Source organism: Clostridium sp. CM041 (assembly GCF_055081035.1).
Genome location: NZ_CM143648.1, coordinates 2822357 through 2842953, shown reverse-complemented (window position 1 = coordinate 2842953; position 20597 = coordinate 2822357). Strand labels below are relative to the sequence as shown.

Sequence of the window (20597 nt, the reverse complement as noted above, 5' to 3'; positions counted from 1 at the left end):
TTTCTTCTGCCCTCTATATCATTTCTTCACCTTGCGGGTAGATACCTTATGTTTAAGGAATATATAGGGTTTACCAAGTTCCACGTAATATATAATTATGAATGCCTTAAGAGCCACCTTTAAACCGGGAGTGCTTCATCCAATCGCATTGGTTTAACAGTTGGCCTTTGCTTGACTCCGTACCTTTTGGTCAAAGCGTTTCAGCCTATTTCGCTTTCTCCAGCGTAACGATTCCTACAGTGATTCACTTTACGTTCTCCATAGCATTCTTACCCTAGCAGTTGTTCCAGATTAGGCTTCTCGAACTTCCACATCGTCTCATGAGCTTTCTAACCCAGACGTTACCATCTACGCTAGTCATGATAGGGTTACCCCGAATGGATAGGGTAGTCTTTCGACAATATATTACGCGACTTCTTGTCGCACTTGCGATCCCTGATCACTATGAATTATTAATCCCGTAGGGGGCTTATGATTAGATATAGCTTCACTAAGTGTCTCAATAGCTAGTTCAGCGGTTATATGATTAGATATTTTAGTTGCTACAATACTTCTATCATATAGATCTAAAATAGAACAATTGTACATTATCCTACTGCTTGAAGGATGTATATAGGTGAAATCTGTACACCATTTTAAATTTTTAGCTACAGCTGTAAAATCTCTATTTAGGATATTTGAAAATACTTTATGTGAGGTTCCTTTTACATAATTAGGTCTTTTCCTAAATGAAACCGACTTAATATTTAATTCTTTCATATATTTATGCACAGTTAATAAGCTCAAATTAGTTCCTTGTTTTTCTAATGAGCGTTTTACCATTCTATATCCCATTTTTCCATTTTCACTGTGGAAAATTTTCTGTATATGTTTTAAAACTAATTTCTTTTGTTCATTATAGATATTTTTACTGAATTTTAAATAATTGTAATATGCATTAGGTGATAGCTCAAAGCGACGTAATAACCATCTGATGCCAAACTCTTTATTGTTGACAAATATAAACTGGTAGATTAATTGTCTATTTCCTTGGTGAAGAATGCCGCAGCTTTTTTTAAGAAAGCATTTTCCTTTTCTAATTCAGTAGCTCGCTTTTTTAATAATTTATTTTCCTCATAAACACTAGGAGATATTTTTTCTTCTGATTCTTTGCATTCTTCACAATAGCTTTTAATCCACACATTAAGGGTTGATCTAGATACACCATACTCTTTAATTAAACTTGGAATTGTTCTACTATTTTCTAGATTTAATTTTACCAGTTTTTCTTTAAATACTTGATCATATATTTTCTTTGCCATTTGTAACACCACTCTCCTAATTTTATTATACTATTTTATTAGTACTCAGTGTTACAACTTTAGTATATCAGGCCATCTGTTATTGAATATGGGACTGTTAAAACTAATATTTGTTATGATACAAATCCTGAATTTTCAAATTTTGCTAAAAATGACTTTAGATCGAGTAAAGATTCCATGATATTTAAAGAAATGAGAGATTTTTAAAATATTCCTTTTGAGAATATTGGAAGGAAATATTATAGCTCTTCCCATAAGACGCTTCCATGATATTTTAATACTCAACTGTTTGTTGTATAATAAAGATGAATTCTTTATTATCTCATATATAAATAAAGAACTCCTATTTCTTTATTTATTTTTTTCATTGGCACTTAGGCTCCACCGTATTTTACAGTTTAATTCAAATATCTTTTAATAACAAAAAACTATCGAGATATATTCATCAGTTTCTATCACTGGTTCGCTCCTATTTACTTTTCATTACTGCAAGCTACTTCATCATATATACCACTAAAGTTATCATTATATTTTAAAGTCTGAAGATACTTCATAAATGGAACTTTTAAATCATCTCTTTTTAAAGCAAACTCCACTGTCGCCTCAAGAAATCCTAATTTGTCACCTACATCATATCTTCTTCCGGAAAATACGTATGCATACATATCTTGATGCGTTATTAATGTCTTTAGGGCGTCAGTTAACTGAATTTCATTACCTTTACCCGGCCTCGTATTATCTAATATATCAAATATCTCAGGAGTTATTATGTATCTACCAAGTATAGCTACATTTGATGGTGCTATATCTACTTGTGGTTTTTCAACAAGGTTATTTACCTTGTATACTCTATCACTAATTTGAATTCCATCAACTATGCCATACTTATCTACATTTTCCCTAGCTACTTGTTGAACTCCTAAGATTGTTGTATTATTCTCTTCAAAACAATCTATAAGTTGCTTTAAGCATGGAGTCTTAGCATCAACTATATCATCACCTAGCATAACAGCAAAAGGTTCATTACCTACAAAAGTTTTTGCACAACTTATAGCATGTCCAAGTCCTTTAGGTTCCTTTTGTCTTATAAAATGTATATTTACCATGTTTGATATATCTCTAACCTGTTTAAGAAGATCATCTTTATGTTTATTTTCTAGTTCCATCTCTAGTTCTACTGATTTATCAAAGTGATCTTCAATAGATCTTTTATTTCTTCCTGTAATAATTAATATTTCTTCTATACCAGACGCAACAGCTTCCTCTATAATATATTGCATTGTAGGCTTATCAACTATAGGTAACATTTCTTTAGGTTGTGCCTTTGTAGCAGGTAGAAACCTTGTCCCAAGTCCTGCTGCTGGTATAACAGCTTTTTTAACTTTCATATAAAATATCTCCTTTTTCTGCAAATTACTATATCCACCACTCCTCGTTTAGCTGTCCAGTTAAGTTCAATAGATGCTTAGCAAGTATTTGTATAGCAGGTGGCAATATCTCCTGGTCTCCTATCTACAATTTCATAATGGATTTTTGTTTTATCTCCTGCATGGCTACCGCCAAGTTTTTTTAGTTCTAATGTTTTCCCAATCTCTCAACTTCTCAATCCAACTTCTTTTACTCTAAATGCGCATCTGATGCCCCATCTTCACCAAGCTATCCGCTTCATTACCTTTTTTTAGATTGCTGTTCAGACTCCATTACAGAAATCGGATACATAGTAGACATTTCCTGTTTGTTAAACTTTGTTGCTAAGTTTGATGGCTTAGGGGTCGTTGCCATCTGACTTCGAGCTTGCTATAAATCAGTAAGGTAAATAACACTATTACCGATATCAATCTTGTATAAATTACTTATGATTTTATTTTCATAGCTATTACCTGTAATTTCCACCACTTTAACCTTATCTCCATGCAACCGAACACTTATTTCATGACCTTTTCCTGTTGTCCACAATGCATAGGCTTCTTTGTTACCTTTTTTAAACATAAGTATATAATCCGAGTCTTGACCATTATCTATTCTTTTTACAAATTCATAATTTTTAAGTACATTTGTTAAAGTCCTAATAGCATAATAACCTATTTTGGGCTCCAAGTTATTATTAACACATCCAAAATTATGCTCTAAATTGTTTTTATCAGTTCCATCATCTTTCCAATCATACCAAATAGTCAAATTTACTCCACACATCAAATTAGTTAAATATTCTCTGACACAATATTGTGCTTGGGTTATTTCATCTATATCTTTCCAGGTAGTTGAATATCCCCATTCACCACAAAATAGTTTAATACCTTCCTTATGCGGATGTTTATCTATTAAATCTTTTATTTTATTGTAATCATTAATAACTGTCTCAGGATTACTTTGTCTATACGGATGTATACTTACAGCATCTATGTACTCAAAAAAATTATTTTTACCTAAGTAATCGAGATAACCATAATCTACTCCAGCTACCGCTGGTGCAACAATAAATGCGTTTCTATCTACTGACTTCATTGCAAATATAGTATTTATTGCAAGTTTGTAGTAATTTACCACATTGGGCTTAGGCTTCCAAAATCCAATATTAGGCTCATTCCATATTTCCCACATTATAGACTTTCCTTTATAATGTTTTACAGCTTCCTTAGCAAAATTAGAAAAAGCCTCTCTTCCATATTCTGAGTAGGGAGCTAACCCATTATCATATAATGAATTGCTATAATCTAATATATAAAGAGTATTTATTTTATTTTTGTTCAATTCATTTATAAGATTATCATATTGTGAAAAATCATAAACTCCTTTCTTCTTCTCTATACTACTCCAAGAAAGATCCATTCTCACAGTTGTAAAACCCGCATTACATATTTTTTTCATTTCGTTAGGATTTGGATTTACAAAATGTATATTTACTCCTATTGAGTTTTGTACCTTATTATCTAAAATATAATGTTTATTATTGTTCATATTATTTATATAGTAGTAACTTATCAAACTAATTAAAATAATAACACCAAATATGGTAATTACTTTCTTGTTCATTTAAAATCTCCCCAAAATTATTTGTTAATTTTTATTAATAAATAATTTATATTACTTAAACTTTTTAAAAGTAGTCTAACTTAATTTTTTCTAGATTTTGCATGTAGATTATTCTTTTAAACTTGTTGCAAGTTCTTTTACATATTCTAAATATTAGTTATACAAAGTTCATCTAAATCACCGTGCATAATTTCCCAACATCTCAATTTCAATCCAATTTCTTATTCTCTAAATTTATATCAAATATTTCATTTTTTAAGCGATGTCTCCCTCTCTATCCCATTTTTTAAGTTGCTGCCCAGACCCCAGTACAAAAATCAGAAACGTAATGGGCAATTTCTGTTTACCATGTTTTTGCATTGTTTTACAAGTACCTGTCGCCCTAGTGGGGAGTTTTGCCGACGTACACACTTTTAGCGATCAACATGACGCATTATAAGTGCGTTGGTCAAAGGGGGTGCTTTAAGGGCTTAAATGGACTCTCTTTCTAATTAATGAAATTTTGTAGTTAAAAATCTGATTTTGTTAAACATAGTTTTAAGTATTAATGTGTTAATTTCCTCTTTCATAAATGTCAAAATTGTTATATATATAATAGTTCCTGCTAACCCTTGCACTATGCTTGTTAGAATTCTAACCCCCATATAATTCCCTATAACCCTAACCACTACAAACATTATTGTTGAGGCTATTATATATTTTATTGTATTTAAAAAAAAATAATTATTTTTTATATTTTCTCTTACAAATATATATTGAATAAATGCAACACTAAATTCCGCAAATACAGTAGCTATACATGCTCCCATCGCTTTATATTTTGGTATTAATATAAAATTTAATATTACATTTACTATTGCCCCTATTGTAACAGAAAAAGTAAATTCTCTTGTTTTATTTGCCGGAATTAAGTATTGGATTCCTAATACATTACTCATTGCAATAAAAAACAAAATAGGTGCTGAAATAATTATTAAACATGAAACATTTTGAAACCCTGGTCCAAAGAACCACGGTACAAACTCACTAGATATTCCAGCTATCCCGACCGCCATTGGAATAGAAACATATGCAACGCCTATCAAACTCTTATTCAGATAGTTATTCATTTTTTCATTATCACCATTAGCAAATGTATTACTCATTCTAGGTAACATTACTACTCCTAGTGATGTTACTAAACCTAAAACCAATTTTACTATTTTTTGTGATTGATCATAAAGGCCAACTTCTCCTATATTAGCTAAAGTTCCTAGCATACTTTTATCTAATACAACATATATTTGAATAGCAATCTGAGGTATAAATAGTTTTAAAGCTGGAATGATATGCTCTTTTATATCAGCAAATTTTATTTTTACCTTTAAAACAATTTTAGGAATATACATCCACATTACTAAATTACCAAGTAAGATCATAAGACCATTTATAGTTATATACTTGTATAGATCATCATAATTTTTCACAAAAACAAATATACATATTACTCCTGAAATTTTGACTAATAAATTCCTTGTAACAGTTTTTTTAAAATCTTCTAATCCCATATAAAGCCAAGATATATCTATCATAGCTGCAACAATATTCATAGATTGAATTAAATAAATATAACTATATTTTCTATTAAACCCGACTATTATTATATAGAATACTAAAGCTATACTTGTCGTTATTATTTTAAGGAAAGTTATTGACCAAAAATTTTTAGACATTTTTTCTTTGTCATCTCTAACATAGGCAATTTGCCTATTCCCATATAATGAAATTCCTAAAGTTCCAAGTATTATAAAATACTGAGTTATAGAAAGAGTGTAACTGTATACACCTATTCCCTCTTTGCCTAATATTCTAGATATATATGGTACGGTTATTAACGGGATTAATAATGTTACTATTTGAAATAATAAATTATATGTGAAATTTTTGGCTATACTTTTACTCATTTTTATAATTCCTTTTCCACACATTTTAATGCTTGTTCAATAACATTATGCATATCATAATATTTATATTCAGCCAATCTTCCTCCGAATATAATATCCTGTTCTTTAGCTGCTAACTCCTTATAATTGCTATGTATCTCATTATTTCTATCATTGTTTATAGGATAATACGGTTCATCACCTTTATTCCATATAGCTGGATATTCCCTTGTAATTACTGTTTTAGGTTGATTCTCATACTCAAAATGCTTATGCTCTATTATCCTTGTAAATGGCACTTCATATTCAGTGTAATTGATAACAGCATTTCCTTGATGATTTTCTTCATTTAAAACTTCATGTTCGAATCTTAAACTTCTATATTCTAGAGTTCCAAACTTATAATCATAAAATTCATCTATCATTCCAGTAAATACTATTTTATCAGCTAGACTTTCAAGTTCTTCTCTGTTTTTAAAGAAATCAGTATTAAGTCTTACTTCAATTCCATCAAGCATCTTCGCTATTATTTTAGTATATCCCCCAACTGGAATTCCTTGATACTTATCATTAAAATAATTGTTATCATAAGTAAATCTTACAGGGAGTCTTTTTATAATAAATGCTGGCAACTCTGTAGCTCTAGTTCCCCATTGCTTTTCTGTATATCCTTTTACAAGCTTTTCATAAATATCTTTTCCAACAAGTTTTATTGCTTGTTCTTCTAAATTCTTAGGCTCAGTTATATTACTTTCTGATACTTGCTCTGCTATTTTAGCTTTAGCTTCAGTTGGTGTTTTCACTCCCCACAACTTATTAAAAGTATTCATATTGAAAGGCATATTATAAAGCTCATCCTTATAAATAGCAACTGGTGAATTTGTGTATCTATTAAATTCAGCAAAGGTATTTATGTAATTCCAAACTTCTTTATTACTTGTATGGAATATATGTGCACCATACTGATGTACCTTAATACCTTCAACTTCTTTACAATATATATTTCCTGCAATGTGATCCCTTTTATCTATAACTAAACACTTTTCACCTCTTTTATTTGCTTCACAAGCAAAAATCGATCCAAAAATACCTGAACCTACTATTAAATAATTATACTTTTTCATTTTTAATTACTCCAATACAATAAATTTTACTCTATTTAATACTACTTTTCTTGATATTGCTTTTTCCTTTTATATAATATGTCCATCCACAACTAAGAAAATAAATAATTATATATGTATATGCTACATTAGTAACAACAAATAGTACTACTATAGATAAAACTGATACTAACAAACTTATTTCATGATGTTTTATACAATAACCAATTATTATAGTTAATGGTGTTAAATAAAATATCATTAAATATATTCCACCTTCAGGTAGTACTTTCATCAAACTACTACTTCCTCCAATATCATTCCCTCTATAACTCAAATTCATATATTGTTGTACAATATCATACTTATTATAACCATTACCTATTATTTTATGTTCCTTCCAGGCTTCAACCCCTACTTTAAAATCATCAATTCTCACTAAGTAAGATCCTATTCCATTAGCATTTCCATTGAGTTTATCAGTAATGAAATAAATACATATAGCTGTTAAAGCAATAGAAAGAATAACCATAATAATTATTTTTAAAAATACTTTAATCGGTTTATTACTTTTCTTTAATAAAATTTTAATAAATATTAGTCCTGAACAAAGCAATATTCCAGTTGTCGAAAATGTAGTAAAAATAGTGATAATTAAGATAAGCACCTTTTTCCTATTGATATTTTTATTTGCAAATAATTGAACAATTAGCGCTATACACAAATTAAAGCTATACATTGGGGCTTCTGTGAAAATCCCCGTATTTCTAATTAATCTTGTTCCACTTAGCACAATAGTTTGAGTTTCAAAATGAATTGCGTAATAACTGGGTACATATTTTAGTCCTCCCCAGTTAATAAGGACTTCTGAGGTGGATTGAATTAATTTAAAGCATGAACCAAACATGTACATAATCAAAGAAATACATGATAAAAATATCATCAAGTTGGATATCTTTATTAATATGCCTTCAGATTTTCTTTCATTTATATTTGAAAGAGAATATATAAAAAATGCACTAAAAAGTATAATAAATCCACTCAAAAAGCCCAGATTTATTTCTTCACTTAGTAATAAAAATACTAAATTATTTATTCCACATCCAAATACGATCATAGTTGCAATTATAAATTTTTTTTTAGATTCCATAATCTGTTTAAGTGATAAAATAATTAGTATAACTATTGCACTACCTAATATAATTAAATTCATCTTTAATTTTAGCGGATTGTTATTAATATAAATTGATCTACAATCTAAAATAATACAAATTGCAACTATGTATTCTAAAAATTCTATAACTTGTTCTTTACCTTTCATTTAATTCTCCTTAACACTCTATACTTATTTTATTCATTAACTATTAACTACTGACTATGAATTCATTGGTTATTCTTTCTCACATTGTCAATCCAATTACACCCGACCCACTATAATATCTTTAAAACACACAAAATCCTCTCATTTTATGGTTGTATTAATTATTTATCATTGGGATATTCAGTTTTAGGAAAAAAGAATAGTCCTGCCAACACACCTTTTAGAATAATACAAACCTTTTTAAGCTTAAATCTTTGTGATTTAACAATAACTTTAAGTATAGTTAATAATGCTTTAGTTAAATATTTTATCAATGACAAGATCCCATTTCTTCGTCCTATATAAAACCTATTTCTAAATGCATAAAAATATCTTCCTAATCTATTTTTATCTGATACTATATCAGCACCAAGATTCACATTCATCTTATGTGTAACGATGCTATCTATAACCATGTAGTTAGAGAATTTCTTGCTTATTCTTTGTGTAAACTCTGTATCATCAGCCCAAATAAAAAATTCTTTTATAGGATAGCCACACTTATTTATTGCTTCTCTAGTAATTAACATTGATACAAATGAAGCAGATTTAACTTTTATAAGATTATCAGATAATTTATTATTAAATTTGACATCTACAACCGGTATATTCATTAAACACGGAGTACCATCAGTCCATAATACATTGCTACATAAAAAACCTATATTATCATCTAATAATTTATTATAAGAATAAATTAATCCTTTTAATGCATTTTGTTCCGCTATTGTATCATCATCCATAACCCAAAATAGTGAATGACCTTTCTCATAAGCATACTTAAATCCGGCATTGAATCCACCAGCACCCCCTATGTTTTCTTCTAGATTTATTACACTAATACTCTCTTTATATCTTTCTAATATATTACCTGTACCATCAATACTACAATTATTCACTATTATAATTTCATCAGGCCTCGTCGTCTGATTTAAGAGTGCTTGTATAGTTTCTTCAAGTAAAACTTCTCTATTATAAGTAACTACTATTGCAGCTACTGAATGACTTTTAGAATTCAATTTTATCACCTATTTCCTTTATTAAAAATTTTATTTTTAACTACCTTACCAATATAAAAACTAGGAAAGTTAATTTCATTTTAATATTACCTATATAGAGTAATTCATCACATACCATATATTATATATATCTTTGCTTTTTATAGATTTGTGAGCCTCCTACTTTTCCTAGTATATATACATTTATTAATACTTCTATTTTGTAGCTGCAGTTTAAGCTAATGTTAAATCCTGTTTTATTTTAGTAGTTGATATTTCTGGTGTTCTTGATAAATATACTACTTCACAATGTTCTCTTAAAAAATCAAACTTTCCTTCCCAATCATCGCCCATTACAAATGTATTTATATGATATTTAATAACATCAGTACTTTTTTGATCCCAGTTTTCTTCTGGAATCACAAGATCAACATAACGTATTGCTTCCAATAAAGATTTACGTTCCTCATAAGTAAAATAGCATTTTTTACTCTTTTCATTCCAGTTAAACTCGTCTGTAGATAACACAACCACTAAATAATCACCAAGTGCCTTAGCATTTCTTAACAGATTGATGTGTCCATAATGTAATAAGTCAAATGTTCCATATGTAATTACTCTCTTCATTATATTTCCTCTCCCCTCGATTTTTAATTCATTTATTCCATCTTCAATATTTAATGACACAATACAACTTAAAGTGAGTTGTCTGCGTACCTCCTATTTACTTTCATTACATTTTGCTACATTAATCGCTTTTACTATAAGCAACGTTGATGAGGCAATAGAAGCTAATCCATAATATGCAAGACAATATATCACCACAATATCAAGTGCATTAAATATAGTAGCAATTAATATAGCAATTGGAAGTACCCCCCCGATGCCCAATTCAGCTTCGACTCTAACTCTAAAAGTTCCAACTTTATTTTTATCAGTTCTATCGTCTGTGCTTGGTATGATGATTCCATTATCATACATATTTCGTGCTGTATTTTGATACTTTTGATAAATGAGCCTCATCAAAGAATCTGCACTCGATGCAAATGCACCAATTAACACAGCCCACATATTTCCAGATTTAAACATAACACCGCCCGAATTATATATAGAAAATCCCATTGTAGTACAAAGTAAGCCGACCAGTATATAACTACTAATCCCATCTGCAAATTCCCCAAACGGTTGTTTCTTTACACTTCTTGCAATATTTCCGTCCGTACAATCAAGTATAAGCCATACATTTACTAAAATCGCCCCTGTCAATCTTGCAGTCCTGCTATTGACTATAAATAACGCGCAAGCAATTATTCCTAATATAGCTGAAAAATAGGAAATGGTATTTGCTGAAATATTAAATTTTGTAGCAATACTAGCTACGTAAAAAGAAACTGGTCTATAAAAAATACGTGACAGTATTGGATCTTTCTTTCTTTTCCACTCAGGTAATTGTTCTTTAAAATACTTAGGTGTATAGTCCATTTTATTCTCCCAACATACATTTTTTTGACATTAGTTGTTTGCAACATTTTTTTTGCAAATACTGTATACTAATTCAATATACTTTTCGATTACCAAATTATATGCAGCATATACTCCTGATTTTTTTAGCAATCACTTTAATTTTCTTATCTATTACCCATCTCTTGCTTAATCCAATAGCTAACAAAACATACGATAATATATTAACTAAATTTACAGCTTTTTACTCCCCGATGGCCGTACTTTAAAATACTGATTGCTAAAAGCTTAAACATTTTGTTTGTCATATCAATCTGATTCCTGCTATATTATTTGTTTCATTTTTGATACTTAGTTCATCAAAATACTTTTGAATAGTATACTACCATAATTCTTTTTAAAATACCAAAATACTATTCCTATTTTTTCATATATTCTCTATTCTACTTATATTTGCGTTACTTAACCAATATAATTATTTTGCCATATCATCTATTAATTTTTCATGTTCATACGCAACTCGTTTAATATCGTATCTATTTATGACTTTTTTCTTTGCGTCTGCTACTAATTCATCTTTAAAATTAGGATTGCCATATATGGCTAATGCAGCTCTCCTAACAGATGATACATCATTCATCGGAACCAAAATTCCATTCTTGTTTTCATCTATTATACTTGGTATAGCATCAACTCGAGTCGCTATGACTGGTTTCCCCGAAATCATATATTCTGTTAATACTAGCCCGAACCCTTCCCATCTTGACAATAACATAGCTTGATCAAACAACTGTATATACTCCATTGGATTATCCACCCATCCAGATATGTATGTGCAATTAAACAATCCTTTTTTATCTATAAGTTTTTTAATATATTCTTTATATTCTCCATCTCCGACCAGTAGGAAATATGCCTCTGGTATATCTTTTTTAATCAATGCCGCAGATTCAATAAAAGTATCAGGTGCCTTCTGCTTTGAAAGCCTTCCTACCATTCCAATTACATAAGCATTTTCCGGAATATTCAGTAGCTTTCTTGTTACTCGAAAACTAGACTTGCATTTTTTATATTCATCTATATCAATTCCATTAAAAATAACTTTTATCTTATCCTGTTGGCAAATTCTGTTCTCCACAGCAGATTGCTTTTCGAAATCGGAAATAGCAACAATTTTATCGGTCATCGGTGCCAAGAGTTTTTCAACCCATCTATAAACTATTTTTTTCTTTTGCGAACAATCCATATTGAATGACCAGCCGTGCGGATTATATAACAATTTGTTTTTTAGACCCAAATTTGCAATACGACCAACTGCCCCCGCTTTACTACTATGTAGATATACAATATCCGGCTTATATTTATTCAATAGTTTCCGTAAAGAAATTATTGATTTTACATCTTTGATAATACTAATATTTCTTACCATATCAATCTGCTCAAATACATCTAATAAATCATTAAAATTCTTTTTATGATATTCACATGAACCAACTAGTATTTGTTCGTATTTAGACTTATTCATATTTTTCAACAACATTGACAGATATCGTTCCACACCCCCAGGAGATTGCACAACATGCATAATTCTTTTTTTCATTGTTTACTCACCACCCCATTGTTTAAAATTATAAATAAAAGAGACCATTTTTAATCTATCCAATGTCTCCTTACCACCTATAAATCCTATGTATCCGATTATTACCTAAAACTATAACTTCTAATTTCTTATTTTATATAGTTAATTCATTTTTAATAATATATATCCTTTTAAATAATGTACGTATAGCTATAGGAACAATATATATCTTCAATTCATCAAGAATTGCTGGTAATAGTTGATGCCTAAATACATGTAAGTGTGCAATCTTATGTTATTAACAGAATAACTTTGATATTAATTTAAAAAATCGCTTTTATTGAACATTGAAAAAGATATAATTTCAAAACTGTTTTTTGTAAGTTATTGGATACAGTCTCGTTCCTGATCCGCCAACTAAAATAACACCTTTCATAATGTTCATTCTCCTTACTACTTTATTATTTTTAATTGTCTAATATTTTAATTACCTTGCCCCCTCATCCCCAAACAACACTCCCACTGTCTTAAATATAAGACATATATCTACCCATGTATTTCTTTCTTCTATATACTCAACATCCATTTCCATCCACTCTTCAAAACTAATATCACTTCTACCCCTAACCTGCCAATAGCAAGTTAAGCCTGGTTTTGCAATTAATCTTAATTTTTGGAAAGATGTAAACTGAGCTACTTCTTTAGGCAAACTTGGTCTTGGTCCCACAAGTGACATATCGCCCTTTAATACATTAAAAAGCTGAGGTAACTCATCTATACTTGTCTTTCTTATAAATTTCCCTATTTTAGTTACTCTTGGATCTTCTTTCATCTTAAACATAGGCCCTGACATTTCATTCTTTTCGCAAAGCTTGTCCAAAAGACATTCTGCATCCATGCACATAGATCTAAACTTATACATTTTGAATCGCTTGCCATCTTGTCCAATTCTATTCTGAGCAAAAAAAATAGGTCCCTTTGAATCGAGTTTTATCCAAATGCCGACAATAATCATCACCGGACTTAGAAGGATTACCCCACATAAAGCACCTATAATATCAATTATTCTTTTGATTATAAAATATCCTACGTCTTTATCGTACTCGCGGACAATCTCACTCTGCGTAACTTGCGAATTTCTTTCTAATTCTTGCATTTATGTTCCCACCCCCATTTTATTTCCTCAAAATATATCCCTAAAAAATTAAAAACAAATTGTTAATTTATATTATTCCAATTTCTACAAAAGTAACCATGCCTTATTGTACAACTTTGTAAATTTTGTGTCAAATTTCGAATTCACTACTTCATTGGTTTACTATTTACATACTCCCAAATACACTAAATCATTACTCGTTTTACAGTTTTAAAAAAATATAATTGTCTTTAAGGTGTTGTATATCAGTGGTTTACCATTCTACAGTTATCGACTTTATACGTTATTTTATAACCCTTTTATTTTATATATTGTAAAAAAGAGGTCAATTTATTAACATTTCTTTTATATAATTAAATTCCCTATTAATATACAATTTAATACATTAAAATTTAATTTAACCACATAATTGATTGTACAATTATATTTGCATAACCACTACTTAATCAAAATCACCTTCTTGGATACTTATCTCCTAATCCAAATCTATAAAGTATTGCTGCCACTATTCTCTCTGATGCTCTTCCATCTCCATATGGATTAATAGCTTTAGCCATTTTTTGATATTCTGTTTTATTTACAATTAACTCATTGGCCATATTATAAATATCATCTTCAATAATTCCAGCTAATTTAACAGTACCAGCTTCAAAGGCCTCTGGTCTTTCGGTCTCCGTCCTTAAAACTAATACTGGTTTTCCTAAAGCTGGAGCCTCTTCTTGTAAACCTCCTGAGTCCGTCATAACCATATAGCTTCTATCCATCAAGTTATGCATGTCTTGAACATCAATTGGATCAATTAAATAAATTCTCTCCTTATTTCCAATAATAGAATTAACAGTTTTTCTAACTGCTGGATTCAAATGAACAGGATAAATAAATGATACATCTCTATGATCTTCAGCTAATCTTTTGATAGCATTGCAGATATTTTCTAAAGGTTCTCCGAGATTTTCTCGTCTATGAGCCGTAACTACAATATATTTACTTGAATTAAAATCAATTTTTTTAAGTATTCTATTTTTAAATTTATAGTCTTTTCTTACAGTATGTTTGATTGCATCAATAACAGTATTGCCTGTTAAATAAATGTCCTTATCAATGCCTTCACTTAACAGATTTAACTTATTTGTTTTTGTAGGTGCAAAATGCATCTCAGCTATACTCCCAGTTAGTTTTCTATTCATTTCCTCTGGAAATGGTGAATACTTATCAAAAGTTCTAAGTCCAGCTTCAACATGACCTACAGGCACTTTGTTATAAAATGCTGCTAATGCTCCTGCAAAAGTTGTTGAAGTGTCACCATGAACCAGAACAATTTCTGGTTTAAGTTCTAGGATAACTTCATTTAATCCATTAAGCGCATCGCTGGTTATTGTAGTTAACGTTTGCCCTTGTTTCATAATATCTAAGTCATAATCTGGTTTTATATCAAATATTTCCAACACTTGATCAAGCATCTCTCTATGCTGGGCTGTTACACACACGTAGCTTTCTATTTCAGAGTATCTTTCTAATTCTTTAACCAGCGGTGCCATCTTGACGGCTTCTGGTCTCGTCCCAAATATACTTAATATTTTGATTTTATTCAAGAACATCACCACATCTTTCTATAATTTATAAGCATTATCAAAAACACAAATATTTTTAGTATCAAGAACTAACTTATTCCTGATTAATTTCATATTATCCACAATATGATTATGAGCTACCATAATAACCAATATTTCTATTTCATTAATAAAATCTTCAAAGTCCATAAACTGATGATCAACAATTCGAGTTTTAACAAATGGATCAAATACCTTTATACCGAATGCTAAATGCTCATCCATTTTCTCTAAAAGTTGTAATGTTGGACTCTCTCTTGTATCATCAACATTTTCTTTATATGTCAATCCATATAAACCAACTTTTGAAATATCCTTAATACCATATTCTCTCATTATGTCTCTAATTCTACCTAACACATGAGTTGGCATAGAATCATTAATCTTTCTTGCAGATAGAATTAAGTTTGTTAAATCAGGATAGTCCCCCACTAAGAACCATGGGTCAACTGATATGCAGTGACCACCTACACCCGGTCCTGGTTGTAAAATGTTTACCCTTGGGTGCATGTTGGCAGTTTTAATAATTTCATAAACATCCATATTGTCTACTCTGCAAATTTTAGTAAGTTCATTTGCGAAGGCAATATTTATATCACGATACGTATTTTCAACAACCTTGGACATCTCAGCCGTTCTGATGTCTGTAACTATTATTTCGGATTTACAAAAACTAGAGTATAATAATTTTATTTTTTCACCGATTTCCTTAGTATCAGCACCAATTGTTCTTGAATTAAATTCAAGTTCATGAATCATGTTTCCAGGTATAATTCTTTCAGGAGCATGAACTAAGTGAACATCTTTTCCGATTACAAGTCCTCTCTTTTCAATTTCAGGACGAACATACTTATCAATTGATCTCGGCGATATCGTAGACTCAATAATTATTATCGAACCTTTTTCACAAACATCTAACACATTATTTACTGCTGAAATAACATATTTAGGGTCAATCTTTTTACTTTCTTTGATGTATGGTGTAGCAACAGCAATTATATAAGTATCTGTTTTGATATATTCAGTGGTAAACTTGATGCCATTTATTAATGCTTCATCAAATAACTGACCTAAGCCCTTTTCTTCAAAAGTAAGTCTCCCTTCACTTAAAGTTTTTACCAACTCTTTATTATAATCTGTCCCTATTATGTTCACCCCATTTTTAGCAAACATTAAAGCTGTTGGTAATCCTATATAGCCTAATCCAATTATATTAATTTTTGACATGATTGTCACCCTCCTTACTCAATTTATACATAACAATAATCATATTACTATGCATAATCATATATAGTAATGAAATCAATAGTAAGAACTGCTCGATTGGTAAGTTTCTAAAATAGGAAATTAAATATACAGCAAATTCTCCCACAAGCAATATACTTTGTAAAATCAACTCAATATGTTGCTTATTTGATACAATAAAACTTGTTGTGAGTGATTCTGCAATAAGCCTTAAACAAAACATTGGTGCAAGTAATCTCACATACTTCCCGGCTGTTTCCCACTCCGCTCCAAAAAACAAAGAAAATATCCAAGGCGCTAATATAGCCATCAGCATAATCATAGGAATAATAATGATTGATAACACTATTATTGTTTTTCTGAATGTTCTTTTATAATTTCCACATTCCATTATTTCTTTAACTGCGCTATCGAAAAATACCCTTGCGATATTAGCACTAATTACAGAAAAGGGGATACCCAAAACACGATATGATAATGAATATAATCCTAACTGTTCTGTAGAATAAACACTTTTAATAAAAAGATTAATGCTAGAATATATTGAAGTAGTTATTAATGCAGAAGATGCATTGTAGATAGGTTGTTTTCTATGTTTTAAAAAAGATTTTTTAATTGCCTCAAAATCAATTTTTTTAAATTCTCCCATTTTCTTTCGAATATCTTTTGACTGACGGCCTAAACCCACAAATGAACTTACTATTTGAGAACAGATTAAACCCGGTATTCCAACATTAAACAAACCACTTATAACCAGCAAAGTATTGTTAACTCCTGATTTAATCACCGTAACTGATGAAATCAATTTATATAATGAATTCTTGTTGTTGTGCGCAAGTAGAATATTATTTAATCCATATGCTGCTAGCAAAACAGTTATTGCGCAAATACACATCCACAATGAAAAACCAGAATAGTCACTTCCCATAAAAACCACTCCATAAACAATTCCAATAATTACGCTTAATGGTATAAAAAGAAATAGACATAGTTTCATAACAGAATAAGTATCTTTTTCAGTTTTTGCTACAACAATGGCCATATCATATTTCAAACAGATAACAGGCCCAAACAATGATACAGCAGTTGCTACCACTGTATAGGCCCCCAACTGTTGCGGTGTAAACAGCCTAGTTGTAATTGGAGATACAATTATAGAAATAACTTGCGCTATTAAAGATCCACTTGCCAACATAGAAAAAGATAGTAAAAATTTATTCGCTTTAAATCTATTCCAAAGCTTTTTCATTTTAAGTAATAACCTCACTATTAATAATTTTCAGTATTTCACAGGCTATTTTTGAGTTATGCTTGTCAACAGAGATACTTGAAACATAAGATTCAACCCGTTCTTTATAATCACCCATATTATTGCTTACTTTAACAATCCCTTTATAAAAACAATCATCAGACTCTCCTATACCGTACTTTGCACAAAAAACCTTTAGCGGTAAGTTTTCAGTGGTTACAATTGGCAGCCCTTCAGCTAGATATTCATATACTTTTCCTGAAGCACAATACTTGTTATTCAAGTCGTTTTTATGATAGCTGACTATACCAATATCGCATCTTTGAACAATATATCTTAGTTCTGGTAAAGGGACTTTACTGATTAACATTACATTAGTCAGATTATTTGTATCAATAATGTATTGTATAATTCGCTTATCTTCATCAGTTCCATCTCCAATAATATATAATCCATAATCGTTTGGAAGTTTTGTCATAGCAAAGACGAGTTTATCTGTAGTTCTCAAAACTGATGTTCCTCCAGTACTTACGATATTTACTTTATATTTAAAGCAATTACTATATTTTTCATCTAATGCTTTTTTATCATACTGTCCTGTTAGAAATCTAATATTTTCAAAGACTAGTGGAAATGTTTTTAATTCATATTGTTCAAACATAATTTTCGACCGATAATCATTAGCACATAATACCACATCAGATTTCTTCATTAGAACAATCTCAAATTTACAAAATAGTCTGCCAGATATGTTTTTTATATCTTTATAAAAATAGAGTTCTCTAACATCTTGCACTATAAATTTTGGTTTAAAAAGTTTTCTAATTATTAAAGCAGGTATAGATGCAAAAAGGTTATCGGAAAATAAAATATCAATATTTTCAATTTCCTTTGCAGATTTCAAACAAGTGAATAGAAAAGAAATATACAAGCGCAAACTCAAATATTTTGATTTATTTATATTCACTATGTTTTCTTTAACATTACTACACTTACTATTACCACAGCATACTAATGTAACGTCACCTATTTTTTTTGCCACATTATATATTTCTGTAAGCCGACCATCATACTCTTTTATTCCATATGAAATTAATAATATATTCATTTATTAAATCCCCCAATAGTCTTTATGCACTTTGAGCATTCGCCTCTAATTGTTAACATTATTCTATTAGAATTATTCTTAAATAACCTTGCTACAAAGTATATTAAACCTGCAGTAAAAAGCATAATGGTAGAGAGGCTTATTAGAGGCGGTGTGTTAGCATAAATATTAGTAACAAATCTAATTAAAATATATCCAACGATATAAGTCATTTCATATGAATTTATTTTATTAAAATATTTTTCTAATTTAATTGAAATAAATATATTTAAGCATGCAATTATTGGTGAAAATAACGCTCCAAAATAAATATAGCCATAACCTAAGCCAGAGATAACATGACCGTTCGCTTTACTTACTCCATAAATAAATGTGTTAAAGTACTCTGTTGTCATCATCATTTTGTTTTTCAATAAAAAACTAACACCAAATATTGAACGCCCAAAATCATAAAACATATTCATTATATTTAAATCCGTTACCTTTTTTAATTCAATTGTGACTGCTAGGTTTTGTGTTCCAAAGAAATAAGCTTGCAAGTTTTTAGAGATAAATTCTAAATCTACATTATTTGCATTCAGTGCAGCTGTATATGAACCATAATAAGCTGCAGAAAATTGTTTATATATAGTCATAACAAAAGCAACTGATATTGCAGTTATTACTATATAAGTAATTATTCTCTTTCTATATTTTTTAAAAGCTCTAGTTAAAATAAATATTACTACTAAACAAGTATATAATTGTTCAGATCTTCTACCTCCGATAATAATCCCCACATTAATAATTCCAACAATTATTGCATAATAAACATACCGTTTTTTTCCTTTTGATTCATATCTATTTTTACAGTAACTTACACTCCAAACAAAAAAGAATATCACACCGCTTTTTATAATATATCTTAATAAAAGAATGGGAGTGCTTGTAATATCAACAAATGCTTCCGGTTTTTCAGTGGAAATGAAGAACAATTTGATTATATTCAAGTTTCGACCAATTAATAAATACAAACTTAAAGCTATGAATATGAATATTAGATAAATATATTTATTTCCCTTTAATTTGAGTTCATCATTTGGTCTTAATGGAACTTTATTAGATAACACCATAATCCATAAGAAAAAGCTACTAATAATTAGCTCATACGGCACGAGCCATATAGCTAATTCAATGGATCCAGTAAAAGTTTTCATATATGAAATACCATTATATACACCGGATAAAGTACTCACAATTGGTATTAACACACATCTTATCCATGATAACAATATCGTAAAATAAACTGTTATTTTAAATTTTTTATATCTAATTAAGTTTGAAAAAATCAAAATAAATACAATTAGGAACGCTAGTGGATGTATCCACAATAATTGATATCCATCAGTAACTGAGTTTTTGGATAATATACAAATAAGAACTCCGCTTATAGAGCTTATAATAATTATAAAATTTATTAGAAATTTTCTCAT

At 29.5% G+C, this 20597-nt stretch carries 18 protein-coding genes; all 18 read right to left on the bottom strand.

The annotated features are described in order from the left end of the window. Positions 1-405 precede the first annotated feature (405 nt). Positions 406-1014 (bottom strand): IS3 family transposase, encoded by a 609-nt coding sequence (locus tag ACWJJT_RS13445; protein WP_462956775.1) that lies wholly within the window; start codon positions 1012-1014, stop codon positions 406-408. Beyond that, the gene (locus tag ACWJJT_RS13440; protein ID WP_462955054.1) at positions 1014-1301 is read right to left on the bottom strand and encodes a transposase; all 288 of its coding nucleotides are present in this window, start codon (positions 1299-1301) and stop codon (positions 1014-1016) included. Before ACWJJT_RS13440 ends, ACWJJT_RS13445 begins: the two co-directional genes overlap by 1 nt. Before the next feature lie 473 nt (positions 1302-1774). Then, a complete protein-coding gene (gene galU / locus ACWJJT_RS13435; protein WP_462955053.1) occupies positions 1775-2689 on the bottom strand; it encodes a UTP--glucose-1-phosphate uridylyltransferase GalU in 915 nt (304 codons plus the stop codon). 409 nt (positions 2690-3098) lie between these two features. Continuing rightward, complete coding sequence (locus ACWJJT_RS13430; protein WP_462955052.1) at positions 3099-4334, bottom strand: glycoside hydrolase family 5 protein; 1236 nt, start codon at positions 4332-4334, stop codon at positions 3099-3101. 491 nt (positions 4335-4825) lie between these two features. Next, positions 4826-6277, bottom strand: coding sequence for a flippase (locus tag ACWJJT_RS13425; RefSeq protein WP_462955051.1), 1452 nt, complete (start codon positions 6275-6277; stop codon positions 4826-4828). A gap of 2 nt (positions 6278-6279) precedes the next feature. Then, a complete protein-coding gene (gene glf, locus ACWJJT_RS13420; protein ID WP_462955050.1) occupies positions 6280-7380 on the bottom strand; it encodes a UDP-galactopyranose mutase in 1101 nt (366 codons plus the stop codon). 31 nt (positions 7381-7411) lie between these two features. Beyond that, the gene (locus ACWJJT_RS13415) at positions 7412-8680 is read right to left on the bottom strand and encodes an O-antigen ligase family protein (protein WP_462955049.1); all 1269 of its coding nucleotides are present in this window, start codon (positions 8678-8680) and stop codon (positions 7412-7414) included. Between the two features lie 161 nt (positions 8681-8841). Next, positions 8842-9738 carry a glycosyltransferase family 2 protein gene (locus ACWJJT_RS13410; RefSeq protein ID WP_462955048.1) on the bottom strand — a complete coding sequence of 299 codons (897 nt, stop codon included), beginning with the start codon at positions 9736-9738 and terminating at the stop codon, positions 8842-8844. A gap of 213 nt (positions 9739-9951) precedes the next feature. Continuing rightward, a complete protein-coding gene (gene tagD / locus ACWJJT_RS13405) occupies positions 9952-10344 on the bottom strand; it encodes a glycerol-3-phosphate cytidylyltransferase (protein WP_462955047.1) in 393 nt (130 codons plus the stop codon). A 93-nt stretch (positions 10345-10437) separates the two neighbouring features. Beyond that, entirely contained in the window at positions 10438-11199 is a 762-nt protein-coding gene (locus ACWJJT_RS13400; protein WP_462955046.1) for a CDP-alcohol phosphatidyltransferase family protein, read from the bottom strand. Between the two features lie 454 nt (positions 11200-11653). Next, entirely contained in the window at positions 11654-12778 is a 1125-nt protein-coding gene (locus tag ACWJJT_RS13395) for a glycosyltransferase family 4 protein (protein WP_462955045.1), read from the bottom strand. A gap of 343 nt (positions 12779-13121) precedes the next feature. After that, entirely contained in the window at positions 13122-13193 is a 72-nt protein-coding gene (locus ACWJJT_RS13390) for a sugar phosphate nucleotidyltransferase (protein ID WP_462956774.1), read from the bottom strand. A gap of 51 nt (positions 13194-13244) precedes the next feature. Beyond that, positions 13245-13913 carry a sugar transferase gene (locus ACWJJT_RS13385; RefSeq protein ID WP_462955044.1) on the bottom strand — a complete coding sequence of 223 codons (669 nt, stop codon included), beginning with the start codon at positions 13911-13913 and terminating at the stop codon, positions 13245-13247. A gap of 452 nt (positions 13914-14365) precedes the next feature. Then, positions 14366-15505 (bottom strand): non-hydrolyzing UDP-N-acetylglucosamine 2-epimerase, encoded by a 1140-nt coding sequence (wecB, locus tag ACWJJT_RS13380; RefSeq protein ID WP_462955043.1) that lies wholly within the window; start codon positions 15503-15505, stop codon positions 14366-14368. A gap of 18 nt (positions 15506-15523) precedes the next feature. Then, entirely contained in the window at positions 15524-16750 is a 1227-nt protein-coding gene (locus tag ACWJJT_RS13375; protein ID WP_462955042.1) for a nucleotide sugar dehydrogenase, read from the bottom strand. Then, complete coding sequence (locus tag ACWJJT_RS13370; protein ID WP_462955041.1) at positions 16737-18017, bottom strand: lipopolysaccharide biosynthesis protein; 1281 nt, start codon at positions 18015-18017, stop codon at positions 16737-16739. Before ACWJJT_RS13370 ends, ACWJJT_RS13375 begins: the two co-directional genes overlap by 14 nt. A 1-nt stretch (position 18018) precedes the next feature. After that, positions 18019-19125, bottom strand: coding sequence for a glycosyltransferase family protein (locus tag ACWJJT_RS13365; protein ID WP_462955040.1), 1107 nt, complete (start codon positions 19123-19125; stop codon positions 18019-18021). Continuing rightward, entirely contained in the window at positions 19122-20597 is a 1476-nt protein-coding gene (locus ACWJJT_RS13360; RefSeq protein WP_462955039.1) for a hypothetical protein, read from the bottom strand. The genes ACWJJT_RS13365 and ACWJJT_RS13360 overlap by 4 nt, the downstream gene beginning before the upstream one ends.